Source organism: uncultured Pseudokineococcus sp., assembly GCF_947499845.1.
In the GTDB taxonomy this organism is placed as follows: domain Bacteria; phylum Actinomycetota; class Actinomycetes; order Actinomycetales; family Quadrisphaeraceae; genus Pseudokineococcus.
In genome coordinates this window covers 33,766-48,005 of the sequence record NZ_CANMPM010000007.1, presented here as the reverse complement: position 1 = coordinate 48,005, position 14,240 = coordinate 33,766, and the positions used below count along the sequence as shown (strand labels likewise).

10 protein-coding genes are annotated in these 14,240 nt (G+C 76.8%); 9 read left to right on the top strand and 1 reads right to left on the bottom strand.

Annotated elements, in window-relative coordinates:
• The first annotated feature begins 34 nt into the window (after positions 1-34).
• The 9 genes from Q0789_RS08575 (at position 35) to Q0789_RS08535 (ending at position 12,352) form a co-directional block, all read left to right on the top strand.
• The gene (locus tag Q0789_RS08575; RefSeq protein ID WP_298804210.1) at positions 35-1,663 is read left to right on the top strand and encodes an acyl-CoA carboxylase subunit beta; all 1,629 of its coding nucleotides are present in this window, start codon (positions 35-37) and stop codon (positions 1,661-1,663) included.
• The gene (locus Q0789_RS08570) at positions 1,660-1,941 is read left to right on the top strand and encodes an acyl-CoA carboxylase epsilon subunit (RefSeq protein ID WP_298804207.1); all 282 of its coding nucleotides are present in this window, start codon (positions 1,660-1,662) and stop codon (positions 1,939-1,941) included. The genes Q0789_RS08575 and Q0789_RS08570 overlap by 4 nt, the downstream gene beginning before the upstream one ends.
• Positions 1,938-4,049, top strand: a complete 2,112-nt coding sequence (locus Q0789_RS08565) for a TPM domain-containing protein (protein ID WP_298804205.1) — start codon at positions 1,938-1,940, stop codon at positions 4,047-4,049. Before Q0789_RS08570 ends, Q0789_RS08565 begins: the two co-directional genes overlap by 4 nt.
• 246 nt (positions 4,050-4,295) lie before the next feature.
• The gene (locus Q0789_RS08560) at positions 4,296-5,012 is read left to right on the top strand and encodes a PspA/IM30 family protein (protein ID WP_298804203.1); all 717 of its coding nucleotides are present in this window, start codon (positions 4,296-4,298) and stop codon (positions 5,010-5,012) included.
• A gap of 113 nt (positions 5,013-5,125) precedes the next feature.
• Positions 5,126-6,826, top strand: a complete 1,701-nt coding sequence (locus tag Q0789_RS08555) for a DUF885 domain-containing protein (protein WP_298804201.1) — start codon at positions 5,126-5,128, stop codon at positions 6,824-6,826.
• A gap of 90 nt (positions 6,827-6,916) precedes the next feature.
• Positions 6,917-8,350 (top strand): dicarboxylate/amino acid:cation symporter, encoded by a 1,434-nt coding sequence (locus Q0789_RS08550; RefSeq protein WP_298804199.1) that lies wholly within the window; start codon positions 6,917-6,919, stop codon positions 8,348-8,350.
• 156 nt (positions 8,351-8,506) lie between these two features.
• The gene (locus tag Q0789_RS08545; protein ID WP_298804197.1) at positions 8,507-9,151 is read left to right on the top strand and encodes a nucleoside triphosphate pyrophosphatase; all 645 of its coding nucleotides are present in this window, start codon (positions 8,507-8,509) and stop codon (positions 9,149-9,151) included.
• A gap of 248 nt (positions 9,152-9,399) precedes the next feature.
• Positions 9,400-11,172 (top strand): biotin carboxylase N-terminal domain-containing protein, encoded by a 1,773-nt coding sequence (locus tag Q0789_RS08540; RefSeq protein ID WP_366917693.1) that lies wholly within the window; start codon positions 9,400-9,402, stop codon positions 11,170-11,172.
• Between the two features lie 271 nt (positions 11,173-11,443).
• Positions 11,444-12,352: a hypothetical protein gene (locus Q0789_RS08535; RefSeq protein WP_298804194.1), complete on the top strand. Its 909-nt coding sequence runs from the start codon at positions 11,444-11,446 to the stop codon at positions 12,350-12,352.
• 120 nt (positions 12,353-12,472) lie between these two features.
• Here Q0789_RS08535 and Q0789_RS08530 read toward each other — a convergent pair whose 3' ends face one another.
• Positions 12,473-14,164, bottom strand: coding sequence for an NAD(P)H-quinone dehydrogenase (locus tag Q0789_RS08530; protein WP_298804193.1), 1,692 nt, complete (start codon positions 14,162-14,164; stop codon positions 12,473-12,475).
• Between the last annotated feature and the right edge of the window lie 76 nt (positions 14,165-14,240).

Below are 14,240 nucleotides of genomic sequence, written 5' to 3'. Positions count from 1 at the left end.
CCGCGGCGCCGCCCGTCCCCCGGAGGCCCTCCCCATGCCCGCAGCAGCCGACGAGAGCGGCGCCGCCCCCGGCCGCGACGACGCGCCGCACACCACCGCGGCGAAGATCGCCGACCTCGCCGCCCGCACCGACGAGGCCGTGCACGCGGGCTCGGCGCGGATGGTCGAGCGCCAGCACTCCCGCGGCAAGGGGACGGCGCGCGAGCGCCTCGAGGCGCTGCTCGACGAGGACTCCTTCACCGAGCTCGACGCCCTCGCCCGCCACCGCTCGACGCAGTTCGGGCAGGAGCGCCGCCGGCCGCCGGGCGACGGCGTCGTCACCGGCTACGGCACCGTCGACGGCCGCCCGGTCGCCGTCTTCAGCCAGGACGTCACCGTCTTCGGCGGGTCCCTCGGCGAGGTGTACGGCGAGAAGATCGTCAAGGTGCTCGACCTCGCGCTGAAGACGGGCTGCCCCGTCGTCGGCCTCGTCGAGGGCGGCGGCGCCCGGATCCAGGAGGGCGTCGTGTCCCTCGGGCTCTACGGCGAGATCTTCCGCCGCAACGCGCACCTGTCCGGCGTCGTCCCGCAGGTCTCGGTGATCCTCGGCGCGGCCGCCGGCGGGCACGTCTACTCCCCCGCCCTCACCGACTTCACCGTCATGGTCGACGGCACGTCGCAGATGTTCATCACGGGCCCGGAAGTCATCCGCACCGTCACGGGCGAGGACGTGACGATGGAGGAGCTGGGCGGCGCGCGCACGCACAACGCGCGCAGCGGCAGCGCGCACCACCTCGCCGAGGACGAGGACGCGGCCATCGCCTACGTCAAGGACCTCCTGGCGCACCTGCCGAGCAACAACCTCTCCGAGGCGCCGGTCGTCGCGCCCGAGGACCCCCGCGGCCTCGAGACGACGGACGAGGACCTCGAGCTCGACGAGCTGGTGCCCGACGCGGCGTCCGCGCCCTACGACATGCACCGCGTGGTCGAGCACCTGCTCGACGACGGCGACTTCCTCGAGGTCTCCGAGCTCTTCGCGCCCAACGTCATCTGCGGCTTCGGCCGGGTCGAGGGCCGGTCGGTCGGCGTCGTCGCGAACCAGCCGATGCAGCTGGCCGGGTGCCTCGACATCGACGCGAGCGAGAAGGCCGCCCGCTTCGTGCGCACGTGCGACGCGTTCAACGTGCCCGTGCTCACGCTCGTCGACGTCCCCGGCTTCCTCCCCGGCACCGACCAGGAGTGGAACGGCATCATCCGGCGCGGCGCCAAGCTCATCTACGCCTACGCCGAGGCGACGGTGCCGCTCGTCACCGTCATCACGCGCAAGGCCTACGGCGGCGCCTACGACGTCATGGCCTCCAAGCACCTCGGCGCCGACGTCAACCTGGCGTGGCCGACGGCGCAGATCGCCGTCATGGGCGCGCAGGGGGCGGCCAACATCCTCCACCGGGGTCGCCTGAAGGAGGCCGCGGAGGCCGGCGACGACGTCGAGGCGCTGCGCGCGGACCTCGTCGCCGAGTACGAGGACACGCTCGCCAACCCCTACATCGCGGCGGAGCGCGGCTACGTCGACGCCGTCATCCCACCGTCGCGCACGCGCGCCGAGGTGGTCAAGGCGCTGCGGGCGCTGCGGGGCAAGCGCGAGCAGCTCCCCGCCAAGAAGCACGGGAACATCCCGCTGTGAGCAGGACGCCCGAGGGAGCCGGCGGGGGCGACGGGGCCGTCGAGGGCCAGGGGCCCGGCGCCCCGGTGCTGCGGGTGGTCCGCGGCGCGCCGGACGACGTCGAGCTGGCCGCCCTCGTCGCCGTCGTCGCCGCCCGGCTCGCCGCCGCGCACGCCCCGCCCCCCGAGGGGCCGACCGGGTCGCGCTGGGACGACCCGGCGGACCGGCTCGGCGTCCTGGTGCCCTCCCCCGACGCCTGGCGGACGAGCGCCTGGGCGGGCGGGCGGGCCGGGCGGTGAGCGTCCGGGGGGTCGCGGCGCCCCGGTCCGCCCCGGCGGTCGTGCTGGGGGTGCTGCTGGCCGTGCTCGCGCCCCTCCTCCTCGTCGTCGGGGCACCGCCGGCGTCGGCCGTCGCGCCGCTGCGGCTCGACGAGCAGGTCACCGACCAGGTGGGCGCGCTGGCCGGCGACGAGCAGCAGGTGGAGCAGGCCCTGGCCGACCTGCGCGCCGAGACCGGCGTCCAGCTCTTCGTCGTCTTCGTCGACAGCTTCGACGGCCTGGGCGGCCAGGAGTGGGCCCAGCAGACCGGTGACCTCTCCCAGCTCGGCGACGGCGACGGCGTCCTCGCGGTGGCGAAGGGCGACCGCGCGTACGGCAGCGTCGTCGACGCGGACGTCGACGCCCCCGCCGCGAACGCCGCCGCCGAGAGCCGGCTGGCGCAGGACGACTGGGCGGGTGCCGTCGAGGCCTACGCCGACGCGCTCGCGTCCTCGGCGGGCGGCAGCGACGGTTCGGGGGCGGGGGGCGGCGCCGGGTCCGACGGCGGGTCGGGCGGCGTGCCCGGCCTCGCGGTCCTCGTGGTGCTCCTGCTCGTCGGCGTCGCCGTCGCCGTGGTCGTCGCCCTGGTGCGCGGGCGCCGCGAGCAGCGCTCGGACCGGGCGCGCCGCCGCGCCGCCGCGCCGGCCCCGGCGCCGGTCGAGCCCCTCCCCGACCTCGAGCGGCGGGCGGGCTCGGCGCTCGTCGCCGTCGACGACGCGGTCATGGCGTCGGCGGACGAGGTGGAGTTCGCGCGGGCGGAGTTCGGCGACGAGGCCGTCGTCCCCTTCGAGCGCGCCCTCGCCGGGGCCCGCGAGGACCTGGCCGCCGCCTTCGCCGCCCGGCGCCGCGCCGACGGCGAGGGGGAGGGCGGCGACCGCGTCGAGGTCGACGAGGCGGGCCGGCGCGCGGCGCTGGCCGAGGTGCTCGAGCGCTGCGGCCGGGCGGACGCCGCGCTGGACGAGCAGGCCGGGGCCTTCGACGCGCTGCGCGACCTCGGCCGCCGCGCCGGCGCCGTGCTCGACGCGCGCGCCGACGACGTCGCCGCCCTGCGGCCGCGGGTGGCGCAGGAGCACGAGCGCCTCGCCGCCCTCCACCGCGCGTACGCCGACGCCGCCGTCGCGGCGGTGCGCACCGCCCCGGAGGACGCGGGCGCCTCGATCGACCTCGCCGAGGACGAGGTCGAGGAGGGGCGGGCGGCCGTCGCCGCCGGCGACACGGGTCGCGCCGCCCTCGCCGCCCGCGCCGCCGACCAGGCCACGACGCGCGCCCGCCGGCTGCTCGACGCCGTCGGCGCCCGGGGGCGCGAGCTCGAGGAGGCCGAGCGGCACCTGGCCGACGCCCGCGCGGAGACCGAGCAGGACCTCGCCGAGGCGCAGGCGCTGCTCGACGCCGGGGGTGACGCCCGCGAGCTGTCCCCGCTGCTCGCGCGGGCCCGCGCCGCCGTCGCCGAGGCGGAGGCCGCCCAGCAGCCCGGGCGCCAGGACCCCCTGACGGCGCTGCGCCGCCTCGAGGAGGCGGACGAGGCCCTCGACGCCGCCCTCGCGTCGGTGCGCGAGCGCCGGGCCCGGGCGCAGCGCGCGCGCTCGGGACTCGACCACGCGCTCGTCGCCGCGCGCGCCGAGGTCGCCGCGGCCCGCGACGTCGTCGCGGTGCGCCGCGGCGGCGTCGGCCAGGAGGCCCGCGCCCTGCTGCGCGACGCCGAGCGCGCCCTCGACCGCGCCGAGCGGGCCGCGGACGACGACCCCGTGACCGCGCTCGCCGAGGCGCGCCGCGCCGACGCGCTGGCCGAGCGCGCCCAGCGCAGCGCGCACGACGACCTCGACCGCCGCGGCCCCTTCGACGGGGGCGGGTACGGCGGCCGGCGGGGCTCCTCGGTGGAGGCGGCCGTGCTCGGCGGCATCCTCGGCGCCGTCCTCACCGGCGGCGGGCACCGCGGCGGCGGCGGGCACCGCGGCGGTGGTGGCTTCGGCGGAGGGGGCTTCGGCGGCGGTGGCGGCTTCGGCGGGGGCGGGGGCTTCGGCGGCTCGGGCGGCGGCGGGGGCTTCGGCGGCGGCGGCTTCGGCGGCTCGGGCGGCGGCGGGCGCTTCTGAGGCGTCCGACCCGAGCCACCGTTGACGGACTTCGTCGCCCTTCTGCGCCCGAAGGGCCCTCAGGGGCGGACTACGTAGCCCCTCTCCGTCCGGGAGTGCCCCTGGTGCGGACTTCGTAGCCCCTCTCCGCCCCGGGTGACTGCCCTCGCTCGACGACCGACGCCGGGCGCGGCGTCGTGGCAGGCTCACACCGGCACGGCGCCGCGCGGCGCCGCAGCACCGGTGACGACGAGAGGACGATCGACGATGGCGCAGCAGTCCCTGCTCGGACGGGTCGGGCAGCTGGTCCGGGCCAACCTCAACGCGGCGCTGGACGCCGCGGAGGACCCCGAGGTCATGCTCGACCAGATGGTCCGCGACTACACGGCGAGCATCCGGGAGGCCGAGGACGCCGTCGCGCAGACCATCGGCAACCTCCGCCTGCTCGAGGCGGACGCGGCCGAGGCGCGGCAGACGGCGTCGGAGTGGGGCGGCAAGGCCCTCGCCGCGAGCCGGCGCGCCGACGACCTGCGCGCGTCCGGGTCCGCCGCGGAGGCCGACCGCTTCGACACCCTCGCGAAGGTGGCGCTCCAGCGGCAGATGGCCGCGGAGTCCGAGCTGCGCGGCTTCGAGCCGCAGATCGCGGCGCAGACCGAGGTCGTCGAGAAGCTCAAGAAGGGCCTCGACGGCATGCGCGGCAAGCTCGCCGACCTGCGCACCAAGCGCGACCAGCTGGCGTCCCGCGCCAAGGTCGCCGAGGCCCAGAACCGCATGCACGACGCGGTGAAGGGCATCGACCTCATGGACCCCACGAGCGAGGTCTCGCGCTTCGAGGAGAAGGTGCGCCGCGAGGAGGCCCGCGCTGCCGGGCGGGCCGAGCTGGCGGCGTCGTCGATCGACGCGCAGTTCGAGGAGCTCGACGCCGACTCCGACGCCCTCGAGGTCGAGGCGCGGCTGGCGGCCCTCAAGGCCGGGGGCGCCTGACCCGGTCCCTCCTCTCCCCGCACGTCGTGCTCCTGGTCGACCGCCTCGGCGGCCCGGGTGCCTCCATCAGGGGGTCGCCGTCCGAGGTCCGGGCACCCGCCTAGGGTGCGGCGGTGCCCGACGCCACCGCCCCCCGCCAGCCCTCCGCCGTCGACGAGCTCGCGGACGCCCACGTCGACGCCTACGCCGCGCTCGACCCGGTCGCGGCCACCGGCATGGGCGCGCCCGGGCACGACGACGAGATGACCGACTACTCACCCGCCGGCGACGTCGCGCGCGCCGACCTCGCCCGGCGCACGCTCGCGGCGCTCGAGGCCCTGCCCGCCGACGCGGTGCGCGACGACGTCGACGCCGTCACCGTCGCGGCGATGCGCGAGCGGCTCGGCCTCGAGGTCGAGATGGCGGGCGCGGGCGTCGGCTCGGGCGAGGTCACCGTGCTCGCGACGCCGCTGCAGGACGTCCGCGAGGTCTTCGACCTCATGCCGGTGGCGACGGCGGACGAATGGGCCGTCGTCGCCCGGCGGCTGGCGCTCGTGCCGGACGCGCTCGCCGGCTACGCGACGTCCCTGCGGGCCGCGTGCGACGGCGGCCGGGCGCCCGCGCGGCGCCAGGTGCGCGCCGGCGCCGAGCAGGCCGCCGAGTTCGCCGGGGCCGGCGGCTTCTTCGACGCCCTCGTCGCCGGGGCCCGCCCCGACGGCGCGGCCCCCGGGGACGCGCTGGCCGCCGACCTCGAGCGCGGTGCCGCCGCCGCCCGCGGCGCCTACGCCGACCTCGCGCGGGCGCTCGTCGAGGACGTCCTCCCCCGCGCCCGCGAGGAGGACGCCTGCGGCCGCGAGGAGTACGCGCTGCGCAGCCGCCTCTTCCTCGGCGCCGAGGTCGACCTCGAGGAGACCTACGCGTGGGGCCTCGAGGAGGTCGCGCTCATCGAGGCGGAGATGGCCCGGGTCGCGGAGCGGATCCGCCCCGGAGCCGGCGTCGAGGAGGCCATCGCCGTCCTCGACGCGGACCCCGCCCGCCGGCTGCCCGACGCCGCCGCCTTCACCGCCTGGATGCAGCGCCTCTCCGACTGGGCCGTCGAGGAGCTGGGGCGTGAGCACTTCGACGTCCCCGCGCCGCTGCGGCGCCTCGAGTGCCGCATCGCCCCGTCGGCGTCGGGCGCCATCTACTACACGGGGCCCAGCGAGGACCTCAGCCGGCCGGGGCGCATGTGGTTCTCCGTGCCGCCCGGGCAGACCTCGTTCTCCACCTGGCTGGACACGACGACCGTCTTCCACGAGGGCGTCCCCGGCCACCACCTGCAGGTCGGGCACGCCATGGTGCGCTCCGACGTCCTCAACCGCTGGCGCCGCACGATGGCCTGGAGCAGCGGGTACGGCGAGGGCTGGGCGCTCTACGCCGAGCGCCTCATGGCCGAGCTGGGACACCTCGACGACCCGGGCGACCGCATGGGGATGCTCGTCGGCTCGGTGCTGCGCGCCTCCCGCGTGGTCGTCGACATCGGCCTGCACTGCGGCCTCGCCGCGCCCGCCGAGGTCGGCGGCGGCACCTGGGACGCCGACAAGGTCTGGGCCTACCTCACGGCCCACGCGCGCCAGGACGAGCCGGTGCGCCGCTTCGAGCACCTGCGCTACCTGGGCTGGCCGGGGCAGGCGCCGTCGTACAAGGTCGGCGAGCGCCTGTGGCTGCAGCTGCGCGAGGAGGTGCGCGCCCGGGAGGGCGAGGCCTTCGACCTGCGCGCCTTCCACCGGCGCGCGCTCGACCTCGGCGCCGTGGGGCTGGACGTGCTGCGCGCGGCGATGTCGCCGGCCGCCTGAGCCGGTCGCGGGCCGCTCGCCGGCTATCCCGACCGCGGAGGTCGGGATAGCCGGGAATGACGCCGGACCCAGCGGTGGTTGCGAGCCGCCGTGACTCTCCTCCGCCGCGCCGCGCGCATCCCCTTCGGCGCCCAGATCCTGATCGGCCTCGTGGTCGGCGTCGGGCTCGGCGTCCTCGCCCGCTCGCTCGGGGGCACCTCCGAGGACCCCAACGCCCTGACGACCACCCTCGCCACCATCGGCAGCACCTTCGTCCAGCTCCTGCGGGTCGTCGTCCCGCCGCTCGTCGTGACGGCGATCATCGTCTCGATCGCCAACCTGCGGGAGGTGACGAACGCCGCCCGGCTGGCCGGGCAGACGCTGCTGTGGTTCGCCATCACCTCGCTGATCGCCGTGACCATCGGCATCGGCATCGGCCTGCTGACGAACCCCGGCGCCAACGCCGACATCAGCACGGAGGGCGCCACGGCCTCCAGCACGCAGGGCGGGTGGACCGACTTCCTCGACCAGCTCGTGCCGGCCAACATCTTCAGCCTCGGCGCGCGCACGGACGTCGCGGTCGACCCCTCGGGCACCTCGGCGACGGCGTCGACGAGCCTGTCCTTCGGCGTCCTGTCCCTCGTCGTGCTCGCGCTCGTCATCGGCGCGGCCATCCTCAAGACCGGCGAGAAGGCCGAGCCGTTCCTCGCCGTCGTCCGCTCCGCGCTCGCCGTGACCCAGACCGCGCTCTGGTGGGTCATCCGCCTCACCCCGATCGGCACCGCGGGCCTGCTCGGCAACGCCGTCGCCTCCTACGGCTGGGACCTCGTCGCGCCGCTCGCCGTCTTCACCGCCGACGTCTACGTCGGGTCGCTCATCGTGATGCTCGGCGTGTACCCGCTCCTCGCCCGCCTCCACGGGCTGTCCGCGCGCAAGTACCTCTCGGGCGCCTGGCCCGCCATCACGCTGGCCTTCGTCTCCCGCAGCTCGGTGGGCACGCTGCCGGTGACCCAGCGCGTCGCCGAGCGGAACCTCGGCGTCCCGCGGACCTACGCCTCCTTCGCCGTGCCGCTCGCCGCCACGACGAAGATGGACTCCTGCGCCGCGATCTACCCCGCGCTCGCGGCCATCACGGTCGCCCAGCTGTTCGGGATCGACCTCGGCATCACCGACTACCTGCTCATCGCCTTCGTGTCGGTCGTCGGCTCGGCCGCCACGGCGGGCCTCACCGGCGCCGTGGTCATGCTCACGCTGACCCTCTCGACGCTCGGCCTGCCGCTCGAGGGCGTCGGCCTGCTCCTGGCCATCGACCCGATCCTCGACATGATCCGCACGGCCACCAACGTCGCCGGGCAGGCGCTCGTCCCGGCGATCGTGGCCAAGCGCGAGGGCATCCTCGACGTCGAGGCCTACCACGCCCCCCGCGGCCGCGACCCGCTCGCGCCCCGCGACGACGAGCGCGAGGACGCCGGCGTGCGCACCGGCGAGGCCGACGACGCCCGTCGCGGCGCCGACGACGGCACCCGGGTCGGCGCCCCGGCCTGACCCGCTCCCGCCCCGCTCGCGGGGCACCGCCGCCGCAGGCCCGCTCCCCCGCCGGGAGCGGGCCTGCGGCGTCCCCGACGCGCCGAGCCCTCGCGCCGTCCCTCCGGCGCCGGGGCGGGTGGCGGCGTCCGCGGCCACCGCGTCTACGGTCCTCGCGTGCGCCTCGTCCTCGCCTCCGCCTCCCCCGCCCGGCTCGCGCTCCTGCGCTCGGCGGGCACCGACCCGCTCGTGCTCGTCAGCGGGGTCGACGAGCCCGCCGTCGTCGAGCGCTACGGCGTCACCGACGCCGAGGACGTCTGCCTCGTCCTCGCCCGCGCGAAGGCCGAGGACGTCGCCGGCCGGCTCGACGAGCTCGACGTGGCCGAGGACGAGCCGCTGCTCGTCGTCGGCTGCGACTCGGTGCTCGAGCTGGACGGCGAGGTGCACGGCAAGCCGGTCGACGCCGCCGAGGCCGCGGCGCGCTGGCGGCGCATGCGCGGCCGCTCGGGCGTCCTCCACACCGGCCACTGGCTCGTGGATGCGCGCGAGGACGGCGGCACGGGCGCCACGCTCGGCGCCGTCTCGTCGACGACCGTGCGCTTCGCCGACGTCGACGACGCCGAGGTCGAGGCCTACGTCGCCACCGGCGAGCCGCTGCGCGTGGCCGGCGCCTTCACCCTCGACGGCCTCGGCGGCCCGTACGTCGCCGGGGTCGAGGGCGAGCCGTCCGCCGTCGTCGGCCTCGGCCTCGCCACCCTGCGCGGGATGCTCGGCGAGGTCGGCGTGCGCTGGTCGGACCTGCGTCGCCCCACCGGTGCGTGACGGCCCTTCTCGTCGGACTTCGTAGCCTTCTTCCGCCCTGAAGGCCCTCCTCGGCGGACTTCGTAGCCTTCGTCCCTCGCTCCGGGACCGCAGGCGGGACGACGGCCCGGCGGGACGGCGGGGCCGCGGCACCGGACTAGGCTCCCCGGCGGCGCGGAGCCGGGTCGGTCCCGGCGGGCGCCACGGACGGCACCCGAGCACCAGGAGGCGGACGAGGCATGGCGACGGCGGACGACGGCGGGCGCACGATCACCAAGGTCCTCATCGCGAACCGCGGGGAGATCGCCGTCCGGGTGGCCCGGGCGTGCGCCGACGAGGGGCTGACCTCGGTCGCCGTCTACGCCGACCCCGACCGCGACGCCCTCCACGTCCGCACCGCCGACGAGGCCCACGCCCTGGGCGGCTCGACGCCGGGCGAGTCCTACCTGCGCCAGGACCTGCTCCTCGACGTCGCCCGCCGGTCGGGCGCGGACGCCGTCCACCCCGGCTACGGGTTCCTCTCGGAGAACGCCGACTTCGCCCAGGCCGTCATCGACGCCGGCCTCGTGTGGGTCGGCCCCCCGCCCGCGGCGATCCGCTCCCTCGGCGACAAGGTGGCGGCGCGCAAGATCGCCGAGCAGGTGGGCGCCCCGCTCGTGGCGGGCACGAAGGACCCCGTGTCCGGCGTCGAGGAGGTGCTCGCCTTCGTCGACGAGCACGGCCTGCCGGTCGCCATCAAGGCCGCCCACGGCGGCGGCGGTCGCGGCCTCAAGGTCGTGCGCGAGCGCGGCGAGGTCGAGGCGTCCTACGAGTCCGCCGTGCGCGAGGCCGTGACGGCGTTCGGCCGCGGCGAGTGCTTCGTCGAGCGCTTCCTCGACCGCCCCCGGCACGTGGAGACCCAGTGCCTGGCCGACGCCCACGGCGGCGTCGTCGTCGTCTCCACGCGCGACTGCTCCCTGCAGCGGCGCAACCAGAAGCTCGTCGAGGAGGCTCCGGCGCCCTACCTCACGGCCGAGCAGCAGGCCGAGCTGTACCGCGCGTCCAAGGCGATCCTGCGCACCGCCGGGTACGTCGGAGCGGGGACGTGCGAGTTCCTCGTCGCGCAGGACGGCACCATCTCCTTCCTCGAGGTCAACACGCGCCTGCAGGTCGAGCACCCGGTCTCCGAGGAGGTCACCGGCCTCGACCTCGTCCGCGAGCAGCTCCGCCTCGCCGCCGGTGAGCCGCTCGGATACGACGACCCGCCGGTGCGCGGCCACTCGCTGGAGTTCCGCATCAACGCGGAGGACGCCGGCCGCGGCTTCCTGCCCGCGCCGGGCACCGCGACGCGCTTCAATGCCCCGTCGGGCCCGGGCGTCCGGCTCGACTCCGGCGTCGTGGCGGGCGACGCCGTCGCGGGGGCCTTCGACTCCATGCTCGCCAAGCTCGTCGTCTCCGGCGCGACCCGGCGCCAGGCCCTCGAGCGCGCCCGCCGCGCGCTCGGCGAGTTCGTCGTCGACGGCATGCCGACCGTGCTGCCCTTCCACCGCGCCGTCGTCGTCGACCCGGCCTTCGCGCCGGAGGTCACCGGCGGCGAGGGTCCGTTCACGGTCCACACGCGGTGGATCGAGACGGAGTTCGACAACCGGGTCGAGCCCTACGCCGGCCCCGTCGCCGACGGCCCGGAGCCGGTCGAGCGCGAGGGCGTCGTCGTGGAGGTCGGCGGTCGCCGCCTCGAGGTGGTGCTCCCCGCCGGGCTCGGCGTCGCGTCGGGCGCCCCGGCCGCGGCTCCCGGCCGGGCCAAGGCCCGCCGCGGCCGCGCCCAGAAGGCGGCCGCGAGCGGTGAGTCCCTCACCTCCCCCATGCAGGCCACGGTCGTCAGCGTCGCGGTCGCCGAGGGCGACGCCGTCGAGGCCGGCGACACCGTCGTCGTGCTCGAGGCGATGAAGATGGAGCAGCCGCTGGTGGCCCACCGCGCCGGCGTCGTCAAGGGCCTGCAGGCCGAGGTGGGGCAGTCCATCGCCTCCGGCGCCGTGGTCTGCGAGGTCGTCGACCCCTCCTGAGGCCGCACCCAGGGGAGGGACTTCGTAGCCTTTCTCCCCTTCCGGGTGTTCGTGAGGCGGACTTCGTAGCCTTCTTCCGCCAGAGCCGTCTTCTTCGGCGGGCTTCGTGGCCTTCCTCCGTCCGGTCGCGAACCGGCTCGCGACGGCGTCGCCTCTCAGAACCCCGTCGGGAGGCACGTCGCCTGCGCGCTGCCTGTGGACGAGCTCCGTCGTCCACAGGCGGTCGGGCCACGACGGGACTCGACGTCCGTCCGCGCCAGCATCCGTGCTCGTGAGACTGCGACTCGCCCCGGCTCCTAAGGTCTTCCGCGGCTGCGACGCCCTGCGCTGGGGCGACCTCACGCGAGCCGAGCTCCTCGGCCCGCGGTTCCAGCGCGTGCTGCGGGGCACGTACGCGCCCGCAGCCGCGGACGCCGACCACGCCCTCTTCTGCGCGGCGGCGGGTCTCCTCGTCCCGGGCGGCGCCCTGCTCACCGGCGCCTCCGCGGCGAGCGTCCTGGGCCTTCGGTGGCTGGGGCCCCGTGACGACGTCGAGATGGTCATCCCGGAGGGCACGCAGGTCCCGCGGCGCGCCGGCGTCACGGTCCGCCGGTCGACCGAGCCCCTGCTGGGCGGATCCCCGTGGGCGACGACGACGCTGGCGGCTCCCACGCGCATCGCCTTCGACGCGGCGGCCAGGGCCCCGCTGCCCCTGGCCGTGGGTCGCCTGGACGCGCTCGTGCGTGCCGGCCTGTGCTCTGCCGAGGCCCTCCTCGAGACCGTCGAGCGCAGCAGCGCCGGGGACGTCGTCGGGGTGCGTCGAGCCGTCGGTCTCGTCGACCCGCGCTCCGAGTCCCTACCGGAGTCCGCGCTGCGCGTGCACCTGCAGCTCTCGGGCCTGCCGGTGGTCCCCCAGCACCGCGTCATGCTGGACGGTCGCGAGGTCGCCCGCGTCGACCTGGCGCTCGTCGAGGAGCAGGTCGCCGTGGAGTACGACGGGCAGTGGCACGCCCTCCGCGAGCAGCTCACGGCGGACCGCCAGCGCCTGAACCGCCTCGCCGCGGCCCGGTGGGCCGTCGTGCACGTCACGGCCGACGACCTCCGGCACCCCCGTCGCGTCGTCGCCCTGGTCCGGGCGGCCGCCGCCGAGCAGCGCGCGCGAGGTCGCTCGGTGAGCAGGCCGCGCACCTCCGCCGGTTGACGGAAGAAGGCTACGAAGTCCGCCCAGGAGGCTCCTCGGGACGGAAGAAGGCTACGAAGTCCGCCGAGGAGGGGCCCCGGGACGGGAGGAGGCGACGCCGCCCGCGACGGCGACGTTGGGTCAGTCGACCTCGGGCGCCGTGTGCAGGCGCCGGGCGGCCTCGGCGAGGGAGCCGGACAGCGAGGGGTAGACGCTGAAGGCGTGGGCCACCTGGTCGACCGTGAGGCGGTGCTCGACGGCGAGCGTCAGCGGGAAGACGAGCTCGCTGGCGCGGGGGCTGACGACGACGCCGCCGATCACGGTGCCCGACCCGGTGCGGCAGAACAGCTTCACGAAGCCGTCGTGGATGCCCTGCATCTTGGCGCGGGCGTTGCCGGCCAGCGGGAGCTTGACCACCTGCCCCTGCGCCTCGCCGGACTCGATCTGCGCCTGGGTCCAGCCGACGGTCGCGATCTCCGGGGCGGTGAAGACGTTGGCCGCCACCGTCCGCAGCTTGAGCGGTGACACGGCGTCGCCGAGGGCGTGCCACATGGCGATGCGCCCCTGCATCGCCGCCACGGACGCGAGCGGCAGGACGCCCGTGCAGTCGCCGGCGGCGTAGACCCCGCGGATCGACGTGCGCGAGACGCGGTCGACGACGACGTGGCCGGACGTCGACGTGCGGATGCCGGCCTCCTCCAGCCCCAGCCCGGCGGTGTTGGGGATCGACCCGACGGCCATGAGGCAGTGCGACCCGCGGACCTCGCGCCCGTCGGCGAGCGTCACCAGCACGCCGTCGCCGTCGCGGACCACCGACTGCGCCCGAGAGCGGGCCATGACGGTCATGCCGCGGCGGCGGAAGACGTCGTCGATGACCTGCGCGGCGTCGGCGTCCTCACCCGGGAGCACGCGGTCGCGGCTCGAGACCAGGACGACGTCGGAGCCCAGCGCCTCGTAGGCGTTGGCGAACTCGGCGCCGGTGACGCCGGACCCGACGACGACGAGGCGCTCGGGCAGCTCGGTGAGGTCGTAGAGCTGCTTCCACGTGAGGATCCGCTCGCCGTCCGGCATCGAGTCGGGCAGCTCGCGCGGGTGGGAGCCGGTCGCGAGCAGCAGGACGTCGGCCCGCAGGTCCCGCGTGCCGCCGTCGGCGAGCTCGACGCGCACCCGGTCGGGGGCGAGGACGGTGCCGCGCCCGACGAGGACGTCGACGCCCTCGCGCTCGAGGCGCTTGCGGATGTCCTCGGACTGCGCCTTCGCGAGCCCGCGCACGCGGGTGTTGACCTTGTCGAGGTCCACCGTGACGGCGCTCTCGGCGTCGGTGTCGCCACGACCGGCTCCCGGGAAGCGCAGGCCGAGCTCGACGGACTCCGTGACGGTGGCCATGACCTCCGCGGTGGCGATGAGCGTCTTCGAGGGCACGACGTCGGTGAGCACCGTCGAGCCGCCCAGGCCGTCGCGCTCGACGACCGTGACGGAGGCTCCCAGCTGCGCCGCGACGAGCGCCGCCTCGTAGCCGCCGGGGCCGCCACCGAGGACCACGACGCGCGTGCTGGCGACGTCGGTGACCGCGGAGCGCACGGGCAGGGGCGGCTCGGCGGCGCGGCGGTCGGCGTCCTGGTCGCCGAAGCGGGCGGCCGCCCGGGGGGCGCCCCCGTCGGCAGCGCTGCCCTCGGGCGCGCGCTCGGCCGGCGCACCCATGCCCTCGGCACCACCGGCGCCCTCCTCCGCGGCGGGGACGTCGGACGGCGCGGCGCCGTCGCTGACGGCGCTCGGGCCACCGGCGCTCGGGTCGGGGGCCGGGGTCTTCGCGTCGCGCTCGGAGGGAGACATCGGCGCCATTCTGCCTCTCGGCGCCGCCCCAGCGGCAGGGCCCGCCCCGGGCGTCCCCGCGCCCCGACGGCCGTGA

Coding starts and splice junctions, on each gene's coding strand:
- Q0789_RS08530 (WP_298804193.1), bottom strand. CDS start 14,164: ATGTCTCCCTCCGAGCGCGACGCGAAGACCCCGGCCCCCGACCCGAGC.
- Q0789_RS08575 (WP_298804210.1), top strand. CDS start 35: ATGCCCGCAGCAGCCGACGAGAGCGGCGCCGCCCCCGGCCGCGACGAC.
- Q0789_RS08560 (WP_298804203.1), top strand. CDS start 4,296: ATGGCGCAGCAGTCCCTGCTCGGACGGGTCGGGCAGCTGGTCCGGGCC.